22 protein-coding genes are annotated in these 23,740 nt (G+C 73.8%); 12 read left to right on the top strand and 10 right to left on the bottom strand.

Translation table 11 applies throughout. The features are described 5' to 3' along the window. Positions 1-40 precede the first annotated feature (40 nt). A complete protein-coding gene (locus ACFWW8_RS23915; protein WP_386531082.1) occupies positions 41-451 on the bottom strand; it encodes a Fur family transcriptional regulator in 411 nt (136 codons plus the stop codon). 277 nt (positions 452-728) lie between these two features. Here ACFWW8_RS23915 and katG point away from each other — a divergent pair, with 277 nt between their 5' ends. The 4 genes from katG (at position 729) to ACFWW8_RS23935 (ending at position 5,732) form a co-directional block, all read left to right on the top strand. Next, positions 729-2,960 carry a catalase/peroxidase HPI gene (gene katG / locus ACFWW8_RS23920; protein ID WP_386531084.1) on the top strand — a complete coding sequence of 744 codons (2,232 nt, stop codon included), beginning with the start codon at positions 729-731 and terminating at the stop codon, positions 2,958-2,960. A 224-nt stretch (positions 2,961-3,184) separates the two neighbouring features. After that, entirely contained in the window at positions 3,185-4,150 is a 966-nt protein-coding gene (locus tag ACFWW8_RS23925; RefSeq protein ID WP_386531086.1) for a hypothetical protein, read from the top strand. 170 nt (positions 4,151-4,320) lie between these two features. Further along, on the top strand, positions 4,321-4,848 hold the full coding sequence (locus tag ACFWW8_RS23930) for a SigE family RNA polymerase sigma factor (RefSeq protein WP_386531088.1): 528 nt from the start codon (positions 4,321-4,323) through the stop codon (positions 4,846-4,848). Next, a complete protein-coding gene (locus ACFWW8_RS23935) occupies positions 4,845-5,732 on the top strand; it encodes a hypothetical protein (protein ID WP_386531090.1) in 888 nt (295 codons plus the stop codon). Before ACFWW8_RS23930 ends, ACFWW8_RS23935 begins: the two co-directional genes overlap by 4 nt. A gap of 13 nt (positions 5,733-5,745) precedes the next feature. On the opposite strand, the gene ACFWW8_RS23940 is transcribed toward ACFWW8_RS23935, so the two are convergent. Beyond that, positions 5,746-6,312, bottom strand: coding sequence for a hypothetical protein (locus ACFWW8_RS23940; RefSeq protein WP_386531092.1), 567 nt, complete (start codon positions 6,310-6,312; stop codon positions 5,746-5,748). A 301-nt stretch (positions 6,313-6,613) separates the two neighbouring features. Between ACFWW8_RS23940 and ACFWW8_RS23945 the strand changes: the two genes are divergently transcribed. Together ACFWW8_RS23945 and ACFWW8_RS23950 are read left to right on the top strand one after the other, a co-directional pair. After that, on the top strand, positions 6,614-7,969 hold the full coding sequence (locus ACFWW8_RS23945) for a cytochrome P450 (protein ID WP_386531094.1): 1,356 nt from the start codon (positions 6,614-6,616) through the stop codon (positions 7,967-7,969). A 28-nt stretch (positions 7,970-7,997) separates the two neighbouring features. Then, positions 7,998-9,092, top strand: coding sequence for an amidohydrolase family protein (locus ACFWW8_RS23950; RefSeq protein WP_386531096.1), 1,095 nt, complete (start codon positions 7,998-8,000; stop codon positions 9,090-9,092). A gap of 22 nt (positions 9,093-9,114) precedes the next feature. On the opposite strand, the gene ACFWW8_RS23955 is transcribed toward ACFWW8_RS23950, so the two are convergent. Beyond that, positions 9,115-9,648, bottom strand: a complete 534-nt coding sequence (locus tag ACFWW8_RS23955) for an SRPBCC family protein (protein WP_386531098.1) — start codon at positions 9,646-9,648, stop codon at positions 9,115-9,117. A gap of 131 nt (positions 9,649-9,779) precedes the next feature. Here ACFWW8_RS23955 and ACFWW8_RS23960 point away from each other — a divergent pair, with 131 nt between their 5' ends. Both ACFWW8_RS23960 and ACFWW8_RS23965 read left to right on the top strand, forming a co-directional pair. Next, on the top strand, positions 9,780-10,289 hold the full coding sequence (locus ACFWW8_RS23960; RefSeq protein WP_386531100.1) for an NUDIX hydrolase: 510 nt from the start codon (positions 9,780-9,782) through the stop codon (positions 10,287-10,289). Positions 10,290-10,450: 161 nt separating this feature from the next. Continuing rightward, positions 10,451-11,701: a serine hydrolase domain-containing protein gene (locus tag ACFWW8_RS23965; protein ID WP_386531102.1), complete on the top strand. Its 1,251-nt coding sequence runs from the start codon at positions 10,451-10,453 to the stop codon at positions 11,699-11,701. A gap of 234 nt (positions 11,702-11,935) precedes the next feature. Here the strand turns inward: ACFWW8_RS23965 and ACFWW8_RS23970 are convergent, their stop codons facing one another. The 5 genes from ACFWW8_RS23970 to ACFWW8_RS23990 all read right to left on the bottom strand — a co-directional run bounded on the left by ACFWW8_RS23970 (position 11,936) and on the right by ACFWW8_RS23990 (position 15,810). Beyond that, the gene (locus ACFWW8_RS23970; protein ID WP_386531104.1) at positions 11,936-12,262 is read right to left on the bottom strand and encodes a putative quinol monooxygenase; all 327 of its coding nucleotides are present in this window, start codon (positions 12,260-12,262) and stop codon (positions 11,936-11,938) included. Between the two features lie 100 nt (positions 12,263-12,362). Beyond that, positions 12,363-13,343 carry an NAD(P)-dependent alcohol dehydrogenase gene (locus tag ACFWW8_RS23975; protein ID WP_386531106.1) on the bottom strand — a complete coding sequence of 327 codons (981 nt, stop codon included), beginning with the start codon at positions 13,341-13,343 and terminating at the stop codon, positions 12,363-12,365. Beyond that, complete coding sequence (locus ACFWW8_RS23980; RefSeq protein WP_386531108.1) at positions 13,340-13,573, bottom strand: helix-turn-helix transcriptional regulator; 234 nt, start codon at positions 13,571-13,573, stop codon at positions 13,340-13,342. The genes ACFWW8_RS23975 and ACFWW8_RS23980 overlap by 4 nt, the downstream gene beginning before the upstream one ends. Continuing rightward, complete coding sequence (locus tag ACFWW8_RS23985) at positions 13,567-13,995, bottom strand: hypothetical protein (RefSeq protein WP_386531110.1); 429 nt, start codon at positions 13,993-13,995, stop codon at positions 13,567-13,569. The genes ACFWW8_RS23980 and ACFWW8_RS23985 overlap by 7 nt, the downstream gene beginning before the upstream one ends. Positions 13,996-14,178: 183 nt before the next feature. Further along, positions 14,179-15,810, bottom strand: coding sequence for an FAD-dependent oxidoreductase (locus ACFWW8_RS23990; protein ID WP_386531112.1), 1,632 nt, complete (start codon positions 15,808-15,810; stop codon positions 14,179-14,181). 229 nt (positions 15,811-16,039) lie between these two features. Between ACFWW8_RS23990 and ACFWW8_RS23995 the strand changes: the two genes are divergently transcribed. Both ACFWW8_RS23995 and ACFWW8_RS24000 read left to right on the top strand, forming a co-directional pair. Then, complete coding sequence (locus ACFWW8_RS23995) at positions 16,040-17,200, top strand: SchA/CurD-like domain-containing protein (RefSeq protein ID WP_386531113.1); 1,161 nt, start codon at positions 16,040-16,042, stop codon at positions 17,198-17,200. A gap of 11 nt (positions 17,201-17,211) precedes the next feature. After that, on the top strand, positions 17,212-17,469 hold the full coding sequence (locus ACFWW8_RS24000) for an acyl carrier protein (RefSeq protein ID WP_386531115.1): 258 nt from the start codon (positions 17,212-17,214) through the stop codon (positions 17,467-17,469). Positions 17,470-17,568: 99 nt separating this feature from the next. Here ACFWW8_RS24000 and ACFWW8_RS24005 read toward each other — a convergent pair whose 3' ends face one another. Both ACFWW8_RS24005 and ACFWW8_RS24010 read right to left on the bottom strand, forming a co-directional pair. After that, positions 17,569-18,669 (bottom strand): methyltransferase, encoded by a 1,101-nt coding sequence (locus ACFWW8_RS24005; protein WP_386531117.1) that lies wholly within the window; start codon positions 18,667-18,669, stop codon positions 17,569-17,571. A 46-nt stretch (positions 18,670-18,715) separates the two neighbouring features. Then, a complete protein-coding gene (locus tag ACFWW8_RS24010; protein ID WP_386531119.1) occupies positions 18,716-19,783 on the bottom strand; it encodes a nitrous oxide reductase family maturation protein NosD in 1,068 nt (355 codons plus the stop codon). 302 nt (positions 19,784-20,085) lie between these two features. Here ACFWW8_RS24010 and ACFWW8_RS24015 point away from each other — a divergent pair, with 302 nt between their 5' ends. Both ACFWW8_RS24015 and ACFWW8_RS24020 read left to right on the top strand, forming a co-directional pair. Continuing rightward, positions 20,086-20,448, top strand: a complete 363-nt coding sequence (locus tag ACFWW8_RS24015) for a hypothetical protein (RefSeq protein ID WP_386531121.1) — start codon at positions 20,086-20,088, stop codon at positions 20,446-20,448. 162 nt (positions 20,449-20,610) lie between these two features. Next, positions 20,611-23,740 (top strand): helix-turn-helix domain-containing protein (locus ACFWW8_RS24020; RefSeq protein ID WP_386531123.1); only part of this gene is annotated, 3,130 nt, incomplete at its 3' end.

Raw genomic sequence — 23,740 nt, forward strand, 5'->3', positions numbered from 1 at the left:
ACCGCACCGGCCGTACGCCGCCGGGGGCGGAGGGGACGGCCTACGCGCAGGAGGGGCACAGCCCGCGGTAGGTGACCTCGGCCCCGGACACCGCGAAGCCGAACCGCCCCTCCACCGGGAGGTCGGCCAGCGGGTCGCCCGTCGGACGGACGTCGCGGATCAGGCCGCAGCGCGAGCAGACCAGGTGCTCGTGCGGGTGGTGCGCGTTGGGGTCGTAGCGCTTGGCGCGGCCGTCGGTGGAGACCTCAGCGACCTCGCCGAGGGAGACCAGCTCGCCCAGCGCGTTGTAGACGGTCGCCCGGGAGATCTCGGGCAGCAGCAGCACCGCACGCGCGTGCACCTCGTCCGCCGTGAGGTGCACGTGGTCGCCTTCGAGGACCTCCGCAACGACGCGCCGCTGGGCGGTCAACCGCCAGCCGCGCCCCCGCAGCCGATCCAGCAGGTCACTCATGTCGGCTCACCCGTTCAGGTTCGGCGGGACCCCGGAGTTCACGAAGCTCGTCCGGGATCCGATGAAATATGGGATTGGTGTCCTTCTTGACTTGGATTCTGTCCATCGTAGGATCGGTTCCGTAGATAGCCAAGGGGCAGGAAGAATCCGGAGCGGCAGGAGACAGAGCCGTGAAGGACCACGCCGCGGAGCCGCGCGACGTCGCAACGGCGCCCCGGCTGCTCCACCCGCACGCACGTCCTGAGCACCGTGATCCGCCTGGTCCGGAAGGATTCCCATGTCTGAGAACCATGACGCAATCGTCGTAGACGCCAAGACGGAGGGCGGAGGTGGCTGCCCCGTCGCACACGGGCGCGCCCCCCACCCGACGCAGGGCGGCGGCAACCGCCAGTGGTGGCCCGAGCGCCTCAACCTGAAGATCCTCGCGAAGAACCCCGCCGTGGCCAACCCCCTCGGCGAGGAGTTCGACTACGCCGCGGCCTTCAAGACGCTCGACCTCCCCGCGGTGAAGCGGGACATCGCCGAGGTGCTGACCACCTCGCAGGACTGGTGGCCGGCCGACTTCGGCCACTACGGCCCGTTCATGATCCGGATGGCCTGGCACAGTGCGGGCACCTACCGCATCAGCGACGGCCGCGGCGGTGCCGGAGCCGGACAGCAGCGCTTCGCGCCCCTCAACAGCTGGCCGGACAACGGCAACCTCGACAAGGCCCGCCGCCTGCTGTGGCCTGTCAAGAAGAAGTACGGCCAGAGCCTCTCCTGGGCCGACCTCATGATCCTCACCGGCAACGTGGCGCTCGAGCAGATGGGCTTCGAGACCTTCGGCTTCGCCGGCGGCCGCGCGGACGTCTGGGAGCCCGACGAGGACGTCTACTGGGGCCCGGAGACCACCTGGCTCGACGACGAGCGCTACACCGGGGACCGTGACCTGGAGAGCCCCCTCGGCGCGGTCCAGATGGGCCTCATCTACGTCAACCCCGAGGGCCCCAACGGCACTCCGGACCCGCTCGCCGCGGCCCGCGACATCCGCGAGACGTTCCGCCGGATGGCGATGAACGACGAGGAGACCGTCGCGCTGATCGCCGGCGGCCACACCTTCGGCAAGACCCACGGAGCGGGCCCGGCGGACCACGTCGGCGACGACCCCGAGGCCGCGCCGATCGAGCAGCAGGGCTTCGGCTGGAAGAACACGTACGGCACCGGCAAGGGCGCCGACGCGATCACCAGCGGCCTTGAGGGCATCTGGACGAACACCCCGATCACCTGGGACAACAGCTTCTTCGACATCCTCTTCGGCTACGAGTGGGAGCTGTTCAAGAGCCCCGCCGGCGCGCACCAGTGGCGGCCGAAGGACGGCGCCGGAGCGGGTACCGTTCCGGACGCCCACGACCCGGCCCGGACGCACGCGCCGACGATGCTGACGACCGACCTCTCGCTGCGGATCGACCCGGCCTACGAGCAGATCTCCCGGCGCTTCCACCAGGACCCGGCCGCGTTCGCCGACGCCTTCGCCCGCGCCTGGTTCAAGCTGACCCACCGCGACATGGGCCCGGTCGTGCGCTACCTCGGCCCCGAGGTCCCGGCAGAGACGCTGCTGTGGCAGGACCCGCTCCCCGCCGTGACGCACGAGCTCGTCACCGACGCGGACGTCGCCGCCCTGAAGCAGCAGGTCCTCGCCTCGGACCTGTCGGTGTCCCAGCTCGTGTCCGCCGCCTGGGCCTCGGCCTCCTCCTTCCGGGGCAGCGACAAGCGCGGCGGCGCCAACGGCGCCCGCGTCCGCCTGCAGCCGCAGAGCGGCTGGGAGGTCAACGAGCCCGACCAGCTGGCGGTGGTGCTGCGCACGCTGGAGGGGATCAAGGAGTCCTTCAACAGCGCCCAGACGGGCGGCAAGCGGGTCACGCTCGCCGACCTGATCGTGCTCGCCGGCGGCGCCGCCGTCGAGCGGGCCGCCGAGGAGGCCGGGTTCGACGTACGGGTCCCCTTCGCACCGGGCCGTGTGGACGCCTCCCAGGAGCAGACCGACGTGGAGTCCTTCGCCGCGCTGGAGCCGACCGCCGACGGGTTCCGCAACTACCTCGGCAAGGGCAACCGGCTGCCGGCCGAGTACCTGCTGCTCGACCGGGCGAACCTACTGACCCTGAGCGCCCCCGAGCTGACCGTGCTCGTGGGTGGTCTCCGCGTCCTGGGCGCCAACCACCAGCAGTCGGCGCACGGCGTGTTCACCACGGCGCCCGGAACGCTGACGAACGACTTCTTCGTCAACCTGCTGGACCTGGGCACGACGTGGACCGCGACGTCCGGGGACGCGAACACCTTCGAAGGGCGCGACTCCGCCACGAACGAGGTCAAGTGGACCGGCACCCGCGCCGACCTCGTCTTCGGGTCGAACTCGGAGCTGCGCGCGGTCGCGGAGGTCTACGCGGGCGACGACGCGAAGGAGAAGTTCGTGAAGGACTTCGTCGCCGCCTGGGTCAAGGTCATGAACCTGGACCGGTTCGACCTGGTCTGATCCAGGCATCCGGGTCGTGATCACGACGCCCGGGCCCGGCCCCACCGGCCGCGGCCCGGGCGTCCGCCGTTGCGCGGGGCCACGGCTCCCGCACGCGCCCGGCCGGGCGGGCACGGCGCCGGAGTGCGACCCGTTCGATCTTTCGGCCCGAACGCGGCAACCTTCCTTGCTCCGGCGGCAACTGAAGGGGGAACAGCGCACCCCACCCCGAGGAGCAACCCCGGATGCCCGCTTCCCCCCACCGCCGTCCCACCGCCCGCGGAAGGCTCGCCCTGGCCGGAGCGGCCACGGTGGTCGCCGTCGCTCTCGGCGCCGTCCCGCTGATCGTGACCGCCGGCGCCACCGCCCCCGCGGGCCTCGACCGCGGCGCCCTGCCCGCCGGGGACGGCTGGGCCGCGAGCGGCGCGGGCACCGGCTACTCCCTCGACGCCTACCTCCGGGCCTACGACCCCGCCGCCCGGGGGCGCGCCAAGCTGCCCGCCGGCCCGCAGGAGGACGCCCGCAAGGCGGCGCAGGGGCGGCAGGCCGCCCGCATGGTGTTCAGCATGCCGGCGCGGACCACCGTCATCGGGGTGCCCGGCACCGGCGCGGGCATCACCGGCGGCAGCCTGGTGGTGAACGTCGTCCAGCGCGCCCCGCTCGCCCGGGCGGGCAGGATCCACCTGTACGACAACCTCTACGCCACGGCCGAGCGCGAGGGCTACGCGCACCGCCACAGCATCAACCCCCGGGCCGGCGCCCAGGTCGTCGCGGAGAACAACCACTGGACGCTGTCGCCCGACCGCGAGGTCTCCCAACTGCTCATCGGTGACGGTACGGGAGCGGTGGCGGGCGGCGGGAACCTCGTCGACGGCAAGCCCGCCGACCCGGTCGCCGCGTACAACGCCGCCAACCCCGGCAGGATGCTCAAAACGTCCGTCTCCCGGAAGCCCACCCTCTCGGCCTGCCTGGAACCCGCCGCCGGGCTGCCCGCGAAACCGGCGGCGAAGGCGGGCGCAGGCCTCCTCACCGAAACCGGCTCCGCCCCGGCCCCCGCGCCCACCGCCGCCGCGCCCTCACCCTCCGCCCCCGCGCCGTCCGGCACCCCCAAGGCCGGCGGCGGCACGTACGGCAACGCCGGGAGTGCCACCGCCTCCTACACCGCCCGCACCTACCTGGCCGGCACCGACGGCTGGAACCCGGCGGGCTGATGGACGCCGTCACGCGGACCGGGACCCGTTTGCGTCCTGACCCCGTCCGGGGTCCGTCCGGCGCCCGCCGGCCGGAGCGGGAAGCGGCCGAACAGCCGCTCGAACGAGCTGCTACGCTCCCGCATCCGCCGGTTGGCGCCCCCGTCGCACCGAGAGGCCGTACCGAGGCCATGACCACCGACGAGGCGTCCGCGGACTTCCACGCCTTCTTCGAGCGCCACCACGCCGAACTCGCCCGCCTCGCCCATCTGCTGACCGGAGAGGCCGACGCCGCCGACGACCTCGCCGCCGACGCGATGGTCGCGCTCTGGCACCGCTGGGACCGGATCAGCCGCGCCGACTCCCCGGCCGCCTACGCCCGCGGGGTCGTCGCCAACCTGGCGCGCGGCCGGATCCGCAGCAGCGTGCGCGAGCGACGGCGCGTACTGCAGTTCTGGTCGCACCGCCCGGAGCGCACCGACGGCCCGGACGTGGCGGCCGTGATGGACGTGCGTGCCGCGCTGGACCGGCTGCCGTTCCGCAAGCGCGCCTGTGTCGTCCTGCGCCACGCCTTTGACCTGTCGGAGAAGGACACCGCCCTGGCCCTGGGGATATCGGTCGGCACGGTGAAGAGCCAGACCTCCAGGGGAACGGCGGAACTGCAGCGGCTGCTCGGCACACGGGCCGCCGACGAGCTGGTGGGGAGGAGGAGCCGGTGACGGACGAACTGCGCGATCTGCTGCGCGAGAGCGCCGCGGCCCACCGGCCCGACCGGGCCCGCATGCTCGCCCGGGTCGAGCGCGGCACGGCCCGCCCGGAGCCCCCTGCCCGGCCGTTCGGGCGCGGGCGCGGCGGGGTCCTGTCCTGGCCGAGGGTCGTTCTCGCGACCCTGGCGACGGCCGGTGCCCTGGCGGTGGGCAGCTTCGCGGTGGCGACGGTGTTCCGGGCCCCGGAACCGCCGCAGGTCGCCACGGATCCGGCCCCGCCGGCCTCCGTGTCACCCCCACCCGCCCCGCCCGCGACCGGGTCCCCGTCCCCCTCCACCGCCCCGACCGGGACGGGGACGGGGTCGCCGCCCGCGTCGCCGCCGCCCTCCACGACTCCAACGGGGCCCGGGCCCGGCGCCGGGCGGACCCCCTCCCCGGCGCCGTCCGCCGGTTCGCGCGCCACGCCGCCCGCGGCCGGTTCGCGTACCGAGGACGGCCCGCTGTGGGCCGACGGCTCCGTCGATCCCGACAGCACCGTCCGCCGGGCGCGGAGCAACGTCACCCTGAAGACGTCGAGTCCGCTCACCGCGCTCACGGTCGAGCTGCGGATCGCCCTGACCGACGGGGTGCGGAACACCGGGAGCAGGCAGTCGCTCCCGGCCGGCGACTTCGCCGTCTCCGTCCGTACGAACGGCGGCTTCCTCGTCTACCGGTGGACGCTCAAGCCGGGCCGGACGGTCCCGGTCGGCGAGCACCTCTTCGCCGGGCAGTACGACCACGCCACCGGGGGGCGCGACGCCAACGATGACTCCTACGGCGTCGAGGCCGCCGCGGTCCGCGGCGGCGGCCCGGACGGAAGGGCATCGGTGTGGGGCGACTTCGCCCGGACCGGCTGAGCGGGGCGCCGGGTCAGGCGGCCGGCTGGGGGCGGGTGGTGCCGGGGAGGCAGGCCACCGCCGTGTTGTAGGTCTCGTACACCCCCTTCGGGTTCGCCTTCCAGAGCCACAGGTGCAGGGCGTAGTGGACGGGCTGGCCGGGGAAGTTGCCGCGCAGCGGGCCCTTGAAGGCGCGGCCGAACAGGCTGGGGCGGTCGTCGTCCGTGGCGGGGTTCTGGTCCCGGTCGTAGACCAGCCACTGGACGCCCACGAGGCGCTTGCCGCCGCGCCCGTCGTCCTCGTAGTACAGGGCGGCGGGCTTCGACGGGTCCACGGAGTTGTCGTACCCGTGGTTGAAGTGGGGGTAGCCGAGCGCGCCCGGGCCCGTCCGGTTCGCGACGCAGTACTTGTCCGGCACGTAGCCGGCCTTCACCCCCTTCGCGTGGATCAGATACGGCGCGGTCGCGCGGTACGCGACGCTGCGTTCGGCGGCCGCTCTGCCGCGTTCGGCGCCGGCGGGACCGGACGCGGTGGCGGGAACGGCGGCGGCCAGCGCGAGCGCGGCGGCCGTCGTGAGGACCAGGGCGGGACGTCGGGCCATGCGCGGTCTCCTCTGGGCGGTGGGCTGCACGCACAGGCCCTTCCCCGGCCCCGGGCACCCGTCACCGCGGCGGACCGTACGGCCGTCGGCCGGTCGGCCGAAGGCCGGACCTCGGCGGGCGCCGCCGCCCGGGCTCCCCGGTGGAGTCCCGCCCTGCTCACGCCGGGCCGGGCGGGTGCCGAGGCGGTCCCGGACCGGGCGGGCCGGGCGGCTCACCCGATCGGGCGGGGGCCGTTTCGCGGCCCGCTCCCGTAGGGAAGCGCTGGGTCCGGGAACCCGAGTGTCACGGAGGGCGCGGAACATGACGCAGGACAACGCGGCAACGAAGGCGGCTCCGCCGGGCGGCGGGGCACTGCACGACATCGTGTCGGCCGTGTCCGCCGGCGCGCCGGAGTACCGGGCGTGCCCCCATGCCGCCTACGCCGCGCTGCGCGAGCAGGCCCCGGTGTGCCGGCTGACGCCGCCGCACGGGGTCGACACGTACCTGATCACCCGCTACGACGACGCCCGGGACGCCCTCTCGGACCCGCGGTTCAGCAAGGACATGCGCGGGGCGATCGAGACGTACCACGCCGTGTACGGCAGCTTCTTCGACGCGCTCGACGACAACGTGCTCTTCTCGGACCCGCCGCGGCACACGCGGCTGCGCCGCAGCCTGCGGAGCGCCTTCACGCCCCGGCGGGTGGAGGCCATGCGGCCGCGGATCACGGAGATCGCGGAGGGCCTGCTGCGCGACTGCCGCGAGCAGAACGAGGTCGACCTGATGACGTCGTTCGCGTTCCCGCTGCCCATCGCGGTCCTCTGCGAGCTGATGGGGATCCCGGAGGCGGACCGCGGCGAGATCCTGGAGCAGTTCTCCGTCGTGACGCGGGCCCGGTTCGACCCCCGGCTGAAGAAGGAGCTGAGGGCGGCCGAGGAGTGGCTGCAGAACCGTCTGGGACGGCTGGTGGCGCACACCCGCGAGAACCCGTCCGACTCGTTCCTCAGCGACCTCATCCGGGCGGAGGACGCCCTGGACGACGCCGAGCTCGTCTCGTCGATGTGGGTGATCTTCTTCGCGGGCCACAAGACCACCGCGTTCCAGATCGGGAACACCGTCCTGAACCTGCTGCTGCGGCCCGACCAGCTGCGGCGGTTGAGGGAGGACCCGCGGCGGATCCCGCAGGCGGTCGAGGAGATCGTGCGGTTCGAGGGGTCGGTGGAGACCTCGACCTTCCGGTACGCGGCCGAGGACGTCGAGATCCGCGGGACCCTGATCCCCGAGGGCTCCCTGGTGCAGATCGCCATCACCTCGGCGAACCGGGACCCGGAGAAGTTCACGGACCCCGACGTCCTGGACGTGACCCGCGAGGGCATCCAGGGCACGCATCTGGGGTTCGGGCACGGCACGCACTACTGCCTCGGGGCGCCGCTGGCGCGGCTGGAGCTGGAGATCGCGCTCTCCTGCCTCCTGCGGGAGTTCCCGCAGATGCGGACGGCCGACGACGAGGAGGCCGAGGGGGCGTGGCTGAAGGGGCCGGTGGCGGCGTTCCGCGGGCTGCAGCACCTGCGGCTCGTCTTGGACCCGTCCCGTACGGCCGTGAACCTCGGTCCGGAGCCCGTGGGCTCCGCGGCCGCTACGGCCCCCGCGGCCGCACCCGTGGCCTCCCGCAAGTAGACCCGCACCCGACGGACGGTGGACTGGCATGCCGGACTCTGCGCGCACCTCCGCACGACCCCTCCCGCCGGTGGCGGCGGACGAACCGCTGATGGCGTCCGTGGGCACGGGTGACCTCGTCCTCACGGCGCCGGGGGATCACACCCCTGGACAGGACGGGGAGCGTTCGGCCCCGTCGAAGATCGACATGCACCACCACTTCTGCGCGCCGGAGTGGCGCGAGTGGGCCGAGCACCACGGGCTGATCGAGGCGAGGCAACTGCCGCCGTGGACGCGCCTCGACACCGCGGCGACCGTCCGGTTCATGGACGGCGCGGGCATCGCCACGGCCGTCCTCAAGCCCATGCTGCCGGCGCGCTACCGTTCGTCGGCCCAGCTGCGCGAGGCCGTCAACATCACGCTGCGTTCGATGATCGAGGTCGTGCACTCGCATCCGGGCCGCTTCTCGTTCTACGCGCCGCTCTTCCTGGACGATCCCGACGCCTCGTCCTGGGCCGTGCGCCGCGGGCTCGGTCAGCTCGGCGCCGTCGGCGTGAACGTCACGGCCAACTACGGCGGCGTCTACCTCGGGGACCCGTCCTACGACCGGCTGTTCGGCGAACTGAACGACCGCTCGGCCGTGGTGGACACCCACCCGCACAACCTGCCGGGCGGCCCGCCCGGCGCGGCGACGGTGCCGGGCATCCCGAACTTCATGTGCGACTTCCTGCTGGACACCACGCGCGCCGCCGTCAACATGATCAGCAGGCGGACGCTGGACCGCTTCCCGGACATCTCCGTGATCCTGCCGCACGCCGGCGGCTTCCTGCCGTACATCGCGACCCGCATGCAGGCCCTCGGGCGGTTCTGCGACCCGCCGATCGACCCCGGCGCGGTGCGCGACCACCTCGGCCGCTTCTATTACGACACGGCGGGTCCCATGGCTCCCGCGGCGACCCTCCTCGCCCACGTGCCGGCCGACCGGATCCTCTTCGGCACCGACTGGCCCGCCGCACCCGCCGACACGGTCACGGAGCTGGCCCTCCCCGCGCTCGAAGCGGATCCGGCCTTCACCCCGGAGCAGCTCCAGGGGATCTACCGGGGCAACGCGCTCCGCCTGATCCCGCAGCTCGCGACGGTCTGACCGCCGCCCGGCCCCCGGACCGTCACGGCGAGGGGGTTCCGGGCGCCGCTCCCGGCGCCGCTTCGAGGGCCGCCTTCAGGTTGCGCAGCGTGGTGCGGATGTTCCGCTGCTGGAAGTCGGCGAAGGTGTGTCCGCGCGTCGCCACCCGGTCGAAGGCGTTGGCCACGGCGTCGGGCCACGTGCGCCGGTCGTCGGTCCAGGTCTCCGTGACGCGGGTGCCCTCGGCGACCGGCTCGAACCGGTACTCCCAGGTGGCGATGGGGCCCGGCAGCCGCGGCCGCCTGAGCCCGATGGCGTGGACCCGGAACCGGAACAGCCGGCCCTGGTCGGCCGCGGTGACCGTGCAGCGCGTGGTCCAGCGGAACGGGCCCCGCTTGTTGTGGCCCTCGAACACCATCCCGACGTACGCGCTCCCGTCGCCGCCTCCGGGCACGGTGGCCCCGAGGTTCTCCGGGCTCCAGTCACCCATGCGGGTGACTTCGGACACGCGCCGGTAGACCGTGGAGGGGTCGGCGCCGACGAGGACGCTGTCGGACACGCTGAACGTACGGGGCATGGCACTCCGATCTCCGGGGGGCCGACGCTATCGCCTGACCACCCCCGAAGCTACCCCCCGGTAACCCGATGCCGCCCCTCCGGTCGCGGCAAGGACTCCCCCGGGGGTCGGTGGATGCGTACCGTGGGGACATGACGGCCGGTCAGTACGGGGTGGACGTGGCCCCCAGCGTCGAGGTGCCCGTGCCCGGCGACGGGGAGCTCTGGGCGGTGGGGGCGGTGATCCTGGACGGCCGCGGCCGGGCCTTCGCGCAGCGGCGCGGCCCCGACCGGCGGCTGTTCCCCGGCTGCTGGGACATCGCGGGCGGTCACGTCGAGCCCGGCGAGTCGCTGCTGGACGCCCTGGTGCGGGAGGTCGCGGAGGAGACCGGCTGGCGGGTGCGGCGGGTGCGGCGCCTTCTCGGCGTGTGCACCTGGACCGGGGACGACGGCAACGGTCTGCGGCACGAGGCCGACTACCTCGTCGAGGTCGACGGCGACCTGTCCCGCCCGGCCCTGGAGTGGGCCAAGCACTCCGCGTACGACTGGTTCGGCCGCGAAGACCTGTCCCGGCTCAAGGAGGACCGCGCCGGGGACACGTTCATCCACGACCAGGTCGCGTCGGCGCTGGGGGTCCCCGGGGAACCGTCCGGCGGAGCCTGAGGCGCAGTCACCGGCCCGCGGCGGGCCGGTTTCACGCGCTGGAACGGCACCGGATCTTCCGTATGCTCGTGCCGCTCGGAGCGGTCAATTCCGCTTCCCGGAGCACGAGTCCGCGACGACGCCGTGCCCGGGTCTCCCCGCCGGCAGACCAGAGGAACCGCATGCTTCTGTCCTTCGACCGACATCTGGCCGTGGGCGCCGCCCTGCTCGCCGTCGTGGCCGGCGTCGTACCGGCGACCGCCGCGCACGCGGCGCAGGCCCGACCCGCCGGGACCGCGCAGGCCGGGCCCCCCGCTCCCGACCTCGCGGCGCTGGAACGGGCGCTGCGGAACACGACCGCCGCCGGCGCGCCGGGAGCGATGGCCCGCTTCAGCGGCCCCGGCGGCGCGAGGACGAGGGCGGTCGGCGTGCGCGACCGGGCCACCGGCGCCGCCATGGACCCGGCGGCCCGCTTCCGGATCGGCAGTGTCAGCAAGACGTTCACCTCCGTCGTCCTGCTCCAGCTGGTGGCCGAGAAGAAGGTCGCCCTCGACGCGTCCGCCGGCCGGTACCTGCCCGGCCTGCTGCCCGACGACCGCATCACCGTGCGCCACCTGCTGACCCACCGGAGCGGGCTGGCGGACTACACGGACGCGATGTTCGCGCGGACCGTCCCCGGCTTCGAGGCCGTCCGCAACAAGGTGTTCGGGTACGGGGACCTGGTGCGGCTCTCGCTGGACGAGCCGCGCACGAACCCGCCCGGCGCGGCGTACGCGTACTCGAACACCAACTTCGTGGTCCTCGGCATGCTCATCGAGAAGGTGACCGGCACCGGGATCGCCAAGGAGTACGGCCGCCGCATCATCAAGCCCCTGCGGCTGCGGAACACCTCGTACGTGCATCCCGGCACGGCCATCCGGGGACTGCACGCGCGCGGCTACCTCCACCCCGACGAGGCGGGTGCGCCGCTGGTCGACTCCACCGAACAGACGGTGTCGTGGGCCCAGTCCGCCGGAGCGGTCATCTCCGACGCGGCGGACCTGAACACCTTCACGTCCGCCCTGCTCGGCGGAAAGCTGCTGTCGGAGCCGATGCTGGACGCCATGACCACCGCGACCCCGACCGACACGGCGCGCACCCGCTTCTACGGGCTGGGCCTGCGCCGCTACGACCTCTCCTGCGGCACCTCGGTCTACGGGCACACCGGCACCGTGCAGGGCTTCTACACCTACGCGTTCACCACCCGCGACGGCCGCCGGAGCCTCGCCGCCATGGCGAACACCTCGAACAGGGGCCAGGCCAACACGGCCCTCGGCGGCGCCCTCGACGCCGCGTTCTGCGGGGCGGCGGCCGCCAGGCCGGCGAAGGGCGCGGCGCGCGGCTTCGCGGCCGCCCCGGCCGACGTCGACCTGCCCGAGCGCCACGCCCGCTGAGGCCCGTGGACGGATCGGGGTGTGCACGGCGTGCACGCGGTGGGGGCGCCTCGTGCACATCGCGGTGCCGCGCTACGTGCACGTCGTGGACGAGTTCCCCACGACGGCACCGGCAAGATCCACACGATCGAGATGCGGGAGGCGGCGGCCCGGTTGCCTGAGGGTTCCTGAGCCGCCGCCGAAGGAGTCCCGAACGCCCGGCGGATGGGTTCCGGGTCCCGTGTCCGGACCGGCTCAGCCGCGGGGGGTCAGCTCGGTCATGGCGCTCCAGCCCTGACCGGGGACCTCGACGTTGATGATCTCCGGGGTCGTGGCGATCGCCCCGGCCAGCGCCTCCATGCCGGCCCGGAAGTGCGCGGACCCCACATGGGCGGCGCCCGCGTCGGCGTCGGCGAAGGCCTCCAGCAGCGTGAAGCTGTTCGGGTCCTCGACGCTGCGCGACCAGTCGAAGAAGAGGTTGCCCGGCTCGTCGCGGGTGGCGCGGGTGAAGTCCTCGACGAGGGTGAGCCAGTCGTCGCTGCGCTCCGGGCGGACGTCGAACCTGACGGCGATGAAGATCATGCGGGCCAGCCTGCCAGGAGCCGGCCGCCGGCGCACATCCTGCGGCCGCCGGCCCGGGCGCCGCCCCGACGGCCGGCCCGGCGGCCGGCCCCGGCGCCGGTCATCCGGCGGCGACGGTGACGACCGTCTTGCCGCGCACCCGGCCCGCCCTGAGCCGGCGTACGGCCTCGGGGACCTCGGCCAGCGGATGGACCCCGTCGACGACGGGGGTGAGCGAGCCCGCCTCGATGAACTCCGTGAGGGCCACCAGGTCCGCGTGGCGCACGCCGGCCGCGAGCGCCCGGAGCCGCTGACCGGTGAACGGCGACAGCAGGAGGGCGCGCAACTGCCGGTCGTTCCCGCCGATCCAGCGGCCGCCGCCCTCGCCGCCGACGATGACGAGGGTGCCGCGGGCGGTGAGGGAGCGGCGCAGGGCGGTGAGGGAGCGGTTGCCCGCGATGTCGAGGACGAGGTCGTAGCGGCGGGCGCCGTCGGTGGGGTCCTCGGTCGTGTAGTCGAGGACCTCGTCGGCGCCGATCGAGCGGACCAGTTCGGCCTTGCCCGGGCTGCACACGCCGGTGACCCGGCCCCCGAGGGCCTTGGCCAGCTGGACGGCGAAGGTGCCGACCCCGCCCGAGGCGCCGAGGACGAGGACGCTCTGGCCCTCGGTGAGCCGGCCGACGTCGCGCAGGGCCTTGAGGGCGGTGCACCCCGAGACGGGAACGGCGGCGGCCTCCTCGAACCCGAGGGTGCTCGGCTTCGGCGCGAGCTGGTCCTCCTTGGCACGGGCGTACTCGGCGAACGCGCCGCCGCAGCCGCCGTAGACCTCGTCCCCCACCCGGAGCCGGGTCACGCCGGGGCCGACGGCCACCACGCGTCCGGCGACGTCGATGCCGCGGACCTGGTTGTTGGGCCTGCGCAGTCCGAAGCCCGCGGCGCGGATCAGGTAGGGCATGCCCGCGGTGAGGTGCCAGACCCCGGGATCCACGCCCGCGGCGTGGACCCGTACGAGGACCTCGCCCCTGCCGGGCACGGGCTGTTCCCGCTCCGCGGGGCGCAGGACGTCGGGCGGTCCGTAGACGTCGTGGACGATCGCCTTCACGGGGTGTCTCCTTCTGGGTCCGGGTACTGGAACACGGTGTCGAGCGGCGCGGCGAACACGCGGGCGATCTGGAAGGCCATCTCCAGGGAGGGCGAGTAGCGGCCCTGCTCGATGGCGATCACGGTCTGGCGGCTGACCCCGATCCGGCGGGCGAGTTCGGCCTGCGTCATCTCGCCGTGGGCGAAGCGCAGGGCGCGGATCGTGTTGGTGACCCTCGTCGACTTCACCACGGGTGGAATCCCAGCCGGTAGGAGACGAGTCTGGCCGCGGACGACAGGACGGAGGACAGGACGAACGCCAGGTAGATGGCGTTGGCGATCCAGAACTGGTCGGCGCCGGCCATGGCCAGCAGCAGGCCGGCCACGGCGCCGATCACCACGAAGGACTGCCCGACGTACTCGCCGAAGCGGTGGATCTCCCGGTCGCGCTGGTCCTTGACGTTCTCCTCGGCCGGCGAGAAGGAGGCGACCACGACGTGCAGGACGATCTGGGCGGCGATCGCCGCACCGACCGTCCACAGCAGCGCGGCGGCGTAGGGCGCCTCGGCGAGGGGCACGCCGGCCGGCCGGCCGAGCACCAGGACCAGGTAGACCGCGTACGCGGCGATCGCCACCACCAGCATGGTCCAGGCGCGTTTCTCTTCGACCGCCACGTCGGGCCTCCTCCTGATGTAAAGAATCCTTGACACCCTGGAGTGTCAAGCAGGAGCGACCTCGTGTCAAGTTTTCTGTACATCTACGGGCGGCGTCCGCGGTCCCGGACGCCGCGAAGCCGCCCCGGTTCCCGTGAACGGCACAGGAGCCGGGGCGGCTTCGGCGGTGGGCCCGCCCGGGGTTCAGTCCAGGCCGAGCAGCCGGCCCATCACCTCGTGGAGAACGGCCTCCGGGTCCCCCACGCCCTCCGTCACGCGCCAGGCCACGAAGCCGTCCGGGCGGACGAGGACCGCGCCGGAGGGGGTCGAACCGTGGGCCGCGGCCCAGTCCGCCCCGTCCTCCGGGGTCAGGTCGGCGCCGGGTCCGGCACCGAGGGCGTACGCCTGGAGCGGCACGCCCGTCTGGGCGGCGACCCGGTGGGCGGCGTCGCGCCAGGGCGTGCCCTCGGAGGCCAGCAGCACGAAGGACCGCTCGTACAGGTCGACGGTGGACCTGCGTCCGTCGGGCCCGGTCAGCCACAGGTGCGGGGCCCGGGTGCCGGGTTCGCCCGACAGCTGCAGCCGGTCGGGGACCACCGGCAGGGCGGGGTCGGTGCCCAGGACGGCGCCCCGGGTGTAGCGGTAGCCCATGGCCACCTTCAGGACCCCGCCCGGCCGGCCGCCCCGCGCGTCGGGGGCGGGCTCGTACCCGGGGTGGCTGTGCTCCGCCGAGCGGGCCGAGGCGCGCTCGCTCGTCGCCCGGGCCACCGGCAGCCGCTCGGCCTCGTACGAGTCGAGCAGCCGCGGACCGGCCGTGCCGTTCAGCACCGCCGCGAGCTTCCAGGCCAGGTTGTGCGCGTCCTGGATCCCCGTGTTGGAGCCGAACGCCCCGGTCGGGGACATCTCGTGGGCGGAGTCGCCGGCGAGGAAGACCCGGCCCGAGCCGTAGCGCTGCGCGACCCGCTCGGCGGCGTGCCAGGGGGCCTTGCCGGTGATCTCGACGTCCAGGTCGGGCGCGCCGACCGCGCGACGGATGTGTGCGGCGCAGCGCTCGTCGGTGAAGTCCTCCGTGGTCTCGCCCCGGTCGGGATGCCACGGCGCGTGGAAGACCCACCGTTCGGCGTTGTCGACGGGGAGCAGGGCCCCGTCCGCGTCGGGCTTCGTCAGGTAGCACACGATGAAGCGCCGGTCGCCGACCACCTCCGCGAGTCCGCGGGAGCGGAAGGTGATGCTCACGTTGTGGAAGAGGTCTCCGGGACCGGTCTGCCCGATGCGCAACTGCTCCCGTACGGGGCTGCGCGGACCGTCGGCGGCGACCAGGTAGTCCGCGCGCACCGTGAGGTGCTCACCGGTGTCCCGGTTCTTCATGTGCGCCGTCACACCGGTCGCGTCCGGGTCGAAGGACTGCAGCTCGGTGGCGTACCGCAGGTCGGCGCCGAGCGTGGGGGTCACGGCCTTCAGGACCGGCTCGATGTCGTTCTGGCTGCACAGGCACCACGCCGAGGGGCTGAAGCGGGCGAGCGCTCCCCCGGGGTCGATCTCCTCGAACAGCCACTCGGAGTCGTCACCGGTCAGGGAGCCGCCCTGCAGGATGCCGTGATTGGCGGAGAGGACCGAGGCGGCGTCCCGGATCCGCGCCTCGACGCCCGCGACCCGGAACAGCTCCATCGTCCGTACGTTGATGCCGCGTCCGCGCGGGTGCAGCGAGGTGCCCCCGTGCTTCTCGACCAGCATGTGCCTGATGCCGTGGCGGCCCAGGAACAGCGAGGTGCACAGGCCCACCAGGGAGCCGCCCACGATGAGGACGGGCACGTGGTGGTCGACGTTTTCCTTCATGGCTTCTTCATGCCCGGTGCGGGGGGTCTTCGCTCGCCCGTTCACCCGCATGGTTCTCCCCTCTCGCGCCGATCGCGCGACGGGAACACGATCGGTTCGGGTGGCGCCACCCGCGTTCCGGGGGGCTGACCGACCGCATCCGCAGGTGGATCACCCAGGCGGATGCCACCGAGGACCGACGACGCCCCAGGGAATGCGGCGACCACGTGGTCTCGAAGGAGTGAGAACGATGACGACCTTGTCGGAACGGATATCCCAGTCCGCCTTCGACGACTCCCGGCTGCGGGTCGTACTGCTGCTGGACCTCTACGACGGGGCCCAGACCCAGTTCCTGGAGGTGTACGAGCAGCTGCGCAGGCAGGTCTCGTCCGTCCCGGGGCACATCAGCGACGAACTGTGCCAGTCGATCGAGAACCCCTCCCAGTGGCTCATCACGAGCGAGTGGGAGAGCGCGCAGCCCTTCCTCGCCTGGGTGAGCAGCGAGGCGCACGTCGCGACGGTGCAACCGCTCCACGGATGCGTACGGGACACCCGCTCCCTGCGTTTCAGCGTGCTGCGGGAGACCGGCAAGTCCTCGCCCCCGGAGCCCGGCGGCGCCTTTTCCGGCACTGCGGACGCGGGCACGGCGGAGCGCCGTGACGGCCGGCTGCAGGCCGCCCCCCGGCACGGGGACGGCGTGGTGCGCCACGCCCTGACGTTCACCGTGAAGCCGGGCAGCGAGGCCGTGGTCGCGAAGCTGCTGGCCGGGTACACGTCCCCGCAGGCCCGGGTGGACGAACACACCAGGCTGCGCCGCACCTCGCTGTTCATGCACGGCAACCGTGTCGTACGGACGGTCGAGGTGGAGGGGGACCTCCTCGCGGCGCTGCGCCACGTGTCCCGCCAGCCCGAGGTCCGGGCGGTCGAGGAGGCCGTCAACCCGTACCTGGAGCAGGACCGGGACCTGACCGACCCGGGGTCCGCGCGGCTGTTCTTCACCCGCGCCGCGCTCCCGGCGGTGCACCACGTGGCGGCCGGCGGGCGGGAACTCGCGGACCTTCGGCGGCACGCGCTCTTCTACCCCGCCAAGGACGGGTGCGGCGCCGCCCTCGCCCGGCTGCTGGCCGGCCAGGACGAGGCCGCCGTGGACGATCCGGCGAGCCCCATCGAGGCCAGCACCGTCTTCCAGCGGGACGACGTCGTCGTCCGGCTCGTCGATCTGAGCGGCCCGATCGGCGCGCGGCCCGCCCACACGCTGGGCGTCCAGGGCAGCCACAAGGCGGCCGTCCTCGCCCGGCTCCTCGACAGCGCCACGGACGGCGTTCCCACCACCGACGAGGAGATCTCCCGATTCCTGGCGCGCTCCGAGATGCGCCTGATCACCGACCGGCGCCCGCCGGCGCACTGCTGAGGAGAGACGCCATGACCGTACAACTGACCATCGAGGAACTGGCCGTACTGATGAAGAAGGGCGCGGGCGTCACGGTGGACCCCGTCGCCATGGCGGAGCGCCCCGACTCCGGCTTCGACGAGTGGGGCCTCGACTCCCTCGGGCTCCTCGGCATCGTCGGCGAACTGGAGAACCGGCACGGCCGGCCCCTGCCGCCCGACGCGGACCGCTGCACGTCGCCACGGGAGTTCATCGACCTGGTCAACAGCTCCCTGGTGGCGGGGAGCTGACCCATCGGGCCGGCCCACGTGCCGCCACGCCCCGGGACCGGCGCGCAGCCGGTCCCGGGGCGTGGCGGCGGCCGCGGCGGCCGGTGCCCGCCCGGGGTCCTACTTGGGCACGGTGCACTCGAAGGCGTGCAGGTACGCGTTGACCGGACGGACCTCGCCGACCGCCAGGCCGGCCTCGGTCATCCGCGCGACCAGGCTCTCCTTGGTGTGCTTGGCACCACCGACGTTGAGCAGGAGCAGCAGGTCCATGGCGGTGGTGAACTTCATCGACGGGCTGTCGTCCACGAGGTTCTCGATGACGACGACCCTGGCGCCCGGCCGGGCCGCGCCGAGGACGTTGCGCAGGGTCCTGCGCGTGCTCTCGTCGTCCCACTCCAGGATGTTCTTGATGATGTAGAGGTCGGCTTCGACCGGGATGGCCTCGCGGCAGTCCCCGGGAACGATGCCGGCCCGGCCGGCGAGCGGTCCGCCGTCCCGCAGCCGGGGGTCGGCCCCGGCCACGACGCCCGGCAGGTCGAGCAGGACGCCCCGTACCTCCGGGTGCTTCTCCAGCAGGCTCGCCAGGACGTGTCCCTGGCCTCCTCCGATGTCCGCGACCACCGAGACGCCGGTGAGGTCGAGGAGCTCCGCGACGTCCAGCGCCGACTGCTTGCTGGAGGTGGTCATCGCCCGGTTGAACACGTGGGCCGAATCGTGCGCGTCCTGGTGCAGGTACTCGAAGAACCCCTTGCCGTAGAGGTCCAGGAAGACGCTCCCGCCGGAGCGCACCGCGTCGTCGAGCCGGGGCCAGGCCTCCCAGGTCCAGGGCTCCGTGCACCACAGGGAGATGTAGCGCAGGCTGTGCGGGTCGTCCTCGCGCAGCAGCCGCGACATCTCGGTGTGCACGAAACCGCCGTCCTCCGTCTCCGCGAAGATCCCGTAGCAGGTCAGGGCGCGGAGCAGGCGGTGCAGGGGCTGCGGCTCGGCGCCCACCGCCGCCGCGAGCCCGGCCGCGGTGGCGGGTTCGTCCCCCAGGGCGTCGGCGACGCCGAGGCGGGTCGCCGCGCGCACGGCGGCGGCGGGCGCGGCGCCGAAGACGAGCTCCCGCAGGCGCATGGCCGGCTGGGGGGTGTGGGCGGGGGCCGGAACGGTGGCGGGGGCGGTGAGGGTGGTGGCGGTGAGGGTGGTGGGGGTGGTGGGGGTGGTGCTCAGCGTGGTCATTGGGCCTCGATCCTCGGGGGAACGGGAAGCGTCGGGAAACGGCGGGTCAGCACAGGCCCGCGGGGGTGGAGACCTGGCAGCGGTTGCCGAGGAACTTGTTGCCGCTTCCGGTTCCCTGGTTGGCCAGGTCGGCGGGCTTGTTCCCCGTCACGACGTTGTCCTTGACGACGTTGTCGGTGTTCTGGGCGCCGACGAAGCTCTTGAACAGCAGGATTCCGCCGGAGATCGGCGCGGTGCCCACGTTGTCCCGGATGGAGTTGCCCCGGACGACGGTCTCCTCGGCTCCGGTGAGGACGATGCCCGCGCCCTGGATGTCCGGGAGGCGGCTGTTGCCGCGGCAGAACTTGTTGTTCGCGTGGATGCGGTTCCCGCGGATGGTCATGTCGCCGGCGCCGGGGTCGCCCTCGTCGCCGACCACGAACACGCCGCCGCAGTTGCCGGTGAGGACGTTGTCGTTGACGGAGAGGTTGCGGACCCGCCTGACGGTCACTCCGATCCGGTTGCCGGTCAGCGTGTTGTCGCGGACCACCGCGCCCCGGGTGTCGGTGGCGCCGCCCTCGCGGTCGATGGTGTTCGCCAGGAAGATCCCGGACTCCGCGTTGTCCCGCGCCGTGTTGGAGCGGAACACCCCGCGCGTGGAGCGCTCCTGCGCGATGCCCCAGGTGCCGTTCCTCTCCGCGGTGACCCGCTCGACGCGCATCCGGTCGGTGCGGGAGGCCCAGATGCCGCTCTTCTTGAAGCCCGTCAGGGTCAGGGAGCGGATGCTCACCCGGTCGACGGTCTTCTCGGCCGCTCCTATGACGCAGATGCCGTTGCCGGACGCCGCGCAGACATGGTCCGCGCGGGCCGTACCCGGGGCGGGCGGCGCGATCACCGTGGCGGCGCCCTCTCCCCGCAGGGTCAGGGGCTTGGTGATGTTCACGCTCTCGCGATAGGTGCCGGCCAGCACGAGGATGCTGTCTCCCGGCCGTGCGGCGTCCACCGCTTCCTGGATCGACTCGCCCGGATGCACCGTCGTACGGCCGGCGGCGGCCGCGGGCGGCGCGACCACCCCGAGGCCCGCGGCCATGACGACGGTGATGCATGCGAGGCTGTTGAACTGTCGGTTCGTCACCTTGCCGAAGCTAGGGGCGATCACCGCCGCCCGCCACACCGGGTAGGCGTATGGATACACGGAGCGGGCAAACGGCTCCATTTCGACGCCCGGAGGAGTGGCCCGGGGAACGGCCGCGCCCTCCCCCCGCAGGGGCAGCCGGCGTACGCCCGGGGCCGTTGACCGTACGTCGGGTACGGGCCTGGTCGCAGGGGGTTTCCCGGCGGGGCCGGCCGGAGGGCAACGGGAAACCCGTCGACCCCCGCGGGCTGCCGGGACAGGCTGAAGGCGTCAGCACGAGGCAAGACCCACAAGGGGAGAACATGCGCAAGATGATCCGCGGCGCCGCCGCCGTCGCCACTGCCGCCGTTGCCGTGATCGCGCTCGGCGGGACCGTCGAGGCGAAGCCCGCCGACGCGTGGGCGGGTTGCCCGGAGGGGGCGGTCTGCATCTACCCCCAGGACCAGAACCCGGCCGTGAAGCCGACCCACGTCTTCTACAAGTACGGGGCCCACAACCTGAGCAACCAGTTCGGCCGCCACTGGGTGCTCAACAACCAGTACGGCGGTGCGACCGCGAACCTCTGCACCGGCTACAACGGCGCGGGCTGCGGCGGCGCCATCGCGGCGAAGACCGGCGTCTACGCCGACCTCGGACCGATCAACTCGATCCGGCTGAACCCGTAGCACCCCACCCCGGAAGGACAGGTTCCGGAGCCGCCCGGCCGCGGCTCCGGACGTTCCTGTGCTCGTCGTACCGGTAGAACGGACCGGCTCCCCGTCACACCCCCGCTGTAGCCTGGGCCCTGCCATCTCGCAGCCTGGGCGCGCTCTGCCATGGGGGATGTTTTGGGGGATCCGGATCCGGACCACCGGCGGAACACCGAGACCACGAACACCACGAACACCACGAACACCACCGGGACCACCGGCGGTGCCACCGGCGGGGACGCCTCCGCCTTCCCCGCCCGGCTGCGGAGCCTGCGCGGGGAGCGCGGCCTGTCGCTCGCCGATCTGGCCCGGCGGACGCACTACAGCAAGGGCTACCTCAGCAAGATCGAGACCGGTGCGAAGCCCGCGACCCCCGACGTCGCGCGGCGCTGCGACGAGGTGCTGGGGGCCGGGGGCGAACTGCTGCGGCTGGCCCGGGAGACGACGGGCCCGCCCGGTGCCGTGCCCGGCCCGCGGCCCGCGGGGGCAGCCGGACCGCAGTCCGCCGGCGACTGCCCCTACCGGGGGCTGCCCGCCTTCACCGCGCGGGACGCGGAGTGGTTCTTCGGCCGGGAGCGCGCCACGGCGGAGCTCGTCGAGCGGGTCTTCGAGCGCGTCGGCAGCGGGCCGCTCCTCCTCGTCGCCCCCTCCGGGGCCGGCAAGTCCTCCCTGCTCAACGCCGGTCTCGTACCGGCCTTCCGGCGTGTCGGGGGGTTCCCGATGCCGGGCGCCGACGCGTGGCCGGTGATCCGGTTCACGCCGACCGCGCATCCCCTGCAGGAGCTGCTGGACCGCGCCGCGAAGGTGCTGGGCGGCGATCCGGGGATCACCGTACGGGACGTGCGGGAGCGGCCCGAGGCGCTGCTGGAGGCCGTCAGCCGATTGACGGGAGACACTCGTGCGGGTGATTCCCGTGCGGGTGATTCCCCGTCACGTCAGGTCGGACCGGTCAGCCCGGTCCGGCCGGTGCTGCTCGTCGACCAGTTCGAGGAGCTGTTCACCCTCTGTTCCGACGAGGAGGAGCGCCGGGCCTTCGTACGGGTGCTCTCCGTCGTGTCGGCCGCCTCCCGCGCGGCGGCCGCCGGGCAGGACCCGGCCGTCGTGGTGCTGGGCGTACGGGCCGACTTCTCCGGGAGCTGCATGGACCTCCCGGAGCTCGCACCGGTCTTCACCGAGGGCCTGTTCGTCCTGCCCCCGATGTCCGTGGCGGAGCTGCGGGAGTCCGTCACGCGCCCGGCGGAGCTCGCCGGGGTCACCCTGGAGCCGGGCCTGGTCCCGCTGGTGCTGCGCGACGCCGGACTGGGCGGCGACGCCTCCGACCGCACCCCCTCCGGCGTGCTGCCGCTGGTCTCCCACACGCTGAGGGCCACCTGGCAGGAGCGGACGGGCGACACGCTGACCGTCGCCGGATACGAACAGGCCGGCGGGATCCAGGGAGCGGTCGCGCGCACGGCCGAGACGGTGTTCGCCCGGCTGTATCCGGCCGAGCAGCAGACGATCCGCCGCGTCCTGGTCCGCCTGGTGCACGTCGCCGACGGCGCGGGCCCGACGCGCCGCCGGGTCGCCCGGACCGCCCTGCTGGGGCCGCCGGACGGCGCGGACCGGGCGGCGGCCGCGCTGGACCCCTTCGTCCGGGCCCGGCTGGTCACCATGGACCGGGACACCGTGGAGATCACCCACGAGGCCCTGCTGCACGCCTGGCCGCGGCTGCGCGGCTGGATCCACGCCGACCGGGCCGGCCTGCTGATCCACCAGCAGCTGGCCCACGCGGCCGCCGAATGGGAGCGCGAGGGGCGCGACGCCTCCGCCCTCTACCGCGGGACCAGGCTGGACACCGCGCGTTCCTGGGCGGACGACCTGGACGGCCGGAGCCTGCTGGGCCCCCCGGAGGAGGCCTTCCTGCGGGCCAGCCAGGACGTGGAGGACGGCCGGCTGCGGCAGGCGCGGCGTCAGGTCCGGCTGCGGCAGCGGATGCTGGCGACGCTGCTGGTCCTGCTGGTCCTCGCGGTGGGCGCGGGAGGCCTGGCGTACCAGGAGCGGACGGCCGCGCTCGGCCAGGAGCGCGTGGCCCGTTCGCGGGCCCTGGCCCTGCAGTCCACGGCGCTCGCCGCCGGGCAGCCGGAGGGGTCGATGCTGCTGGCCGGGGAGGCGTACCGGACCGAGCACACCGCCGAGGCCCGGGGTGCGCTGCTGAGCACGCAGTCCCAGCCGTTCGTCGCCCGTCTCGGCGGGCACGACGGTCCGGTCAACGCGCTGGCGTTCTCCCCCGACGACTCCCTCCTGGCGACGGCCGGTTCCGACGGCCGGGTGGTGGTGCGCCGGCTGTCCGACCGCCGGACGACGGAAACCCACACGCTGCCCGGACGGGTGCGCGCGGTCGCCTTCGGCCCCGGCGGCCGCACGCTCGCGGCCGCGTCCACGGACGGGCCCGCCCGGGTCTGGGACACCACCGGGCGGTCGGCGCCCGCGGTGCTCCCGGCGGTCACCGCGGGCGCCCGCGCCCTGGCCTTCGCGCCCGACGGGCGGACCCTGGCCGTCGCGGCCTCCGACGGGACGGTCCTGCTCTGGGAGACCGGCGGGGAACACCGGGTCGTGGGAATGCTGACCGGACACACCGGGCGGGTCAACGCGCTGGCGTACGCGCCGGACGGCCGGACGCTGGTGTCGGCCGGGGCCGACCGGACCGTACGGCTGTGGGACCCGGCCCCGGACCCCGAACGGGAGCGGTCGGACCCCCGCGGGGCGGCCGTCCTGTCCGGGCACACCGACGAGGTGCTGGGGGCGGCGTTCGCACCGGACGGGCGGTCGGTCGCCACCGGGGGCGTCGACCGGACCGTACGGCTGTGGGACGTGGCCGGCCGCAGGTCGACGGCGACGCTGAGCGGGCACAGCGACGACGTCAACGGGGTCGCGTACACGCCCGACGGGACGACCGTGGTCAGCGCGGGCGGCGACGGGACGACCCGGCTGTGGGACGTGCTCGGCGGCCGGCCGACGGCGACGTTCGCGGGGCACACCGACTACGTGCTCGGCGTGGCCGTGGACTCCGGCGGGACGCTGCTGGCCACGGCCGGATTCGACCAGTCGGTGGTGCTGTGGGACCTGCGGGGGCCGGTGCTGACCGCGCGCCCGTTCACGGAGATCTGGCACGCCGCGTACAGCCGGGACGGAAAGCTGCTGGCCACCGCGCAGGCGGACCACACGGTGCGGCTGTGGGACGTGGCGGGGCGCCGGGTCGTGGCCACCTTCACCGGGCACGGCGAGACCG

The organism is Streptomyces sp. NPDC058701, from assembly GCF_042715295.1.
Lineage (GTDB): Bacteria > Actinomycetota > Actinomycetes > Streptomycetales > Streptomycetaceae > Streptomyces.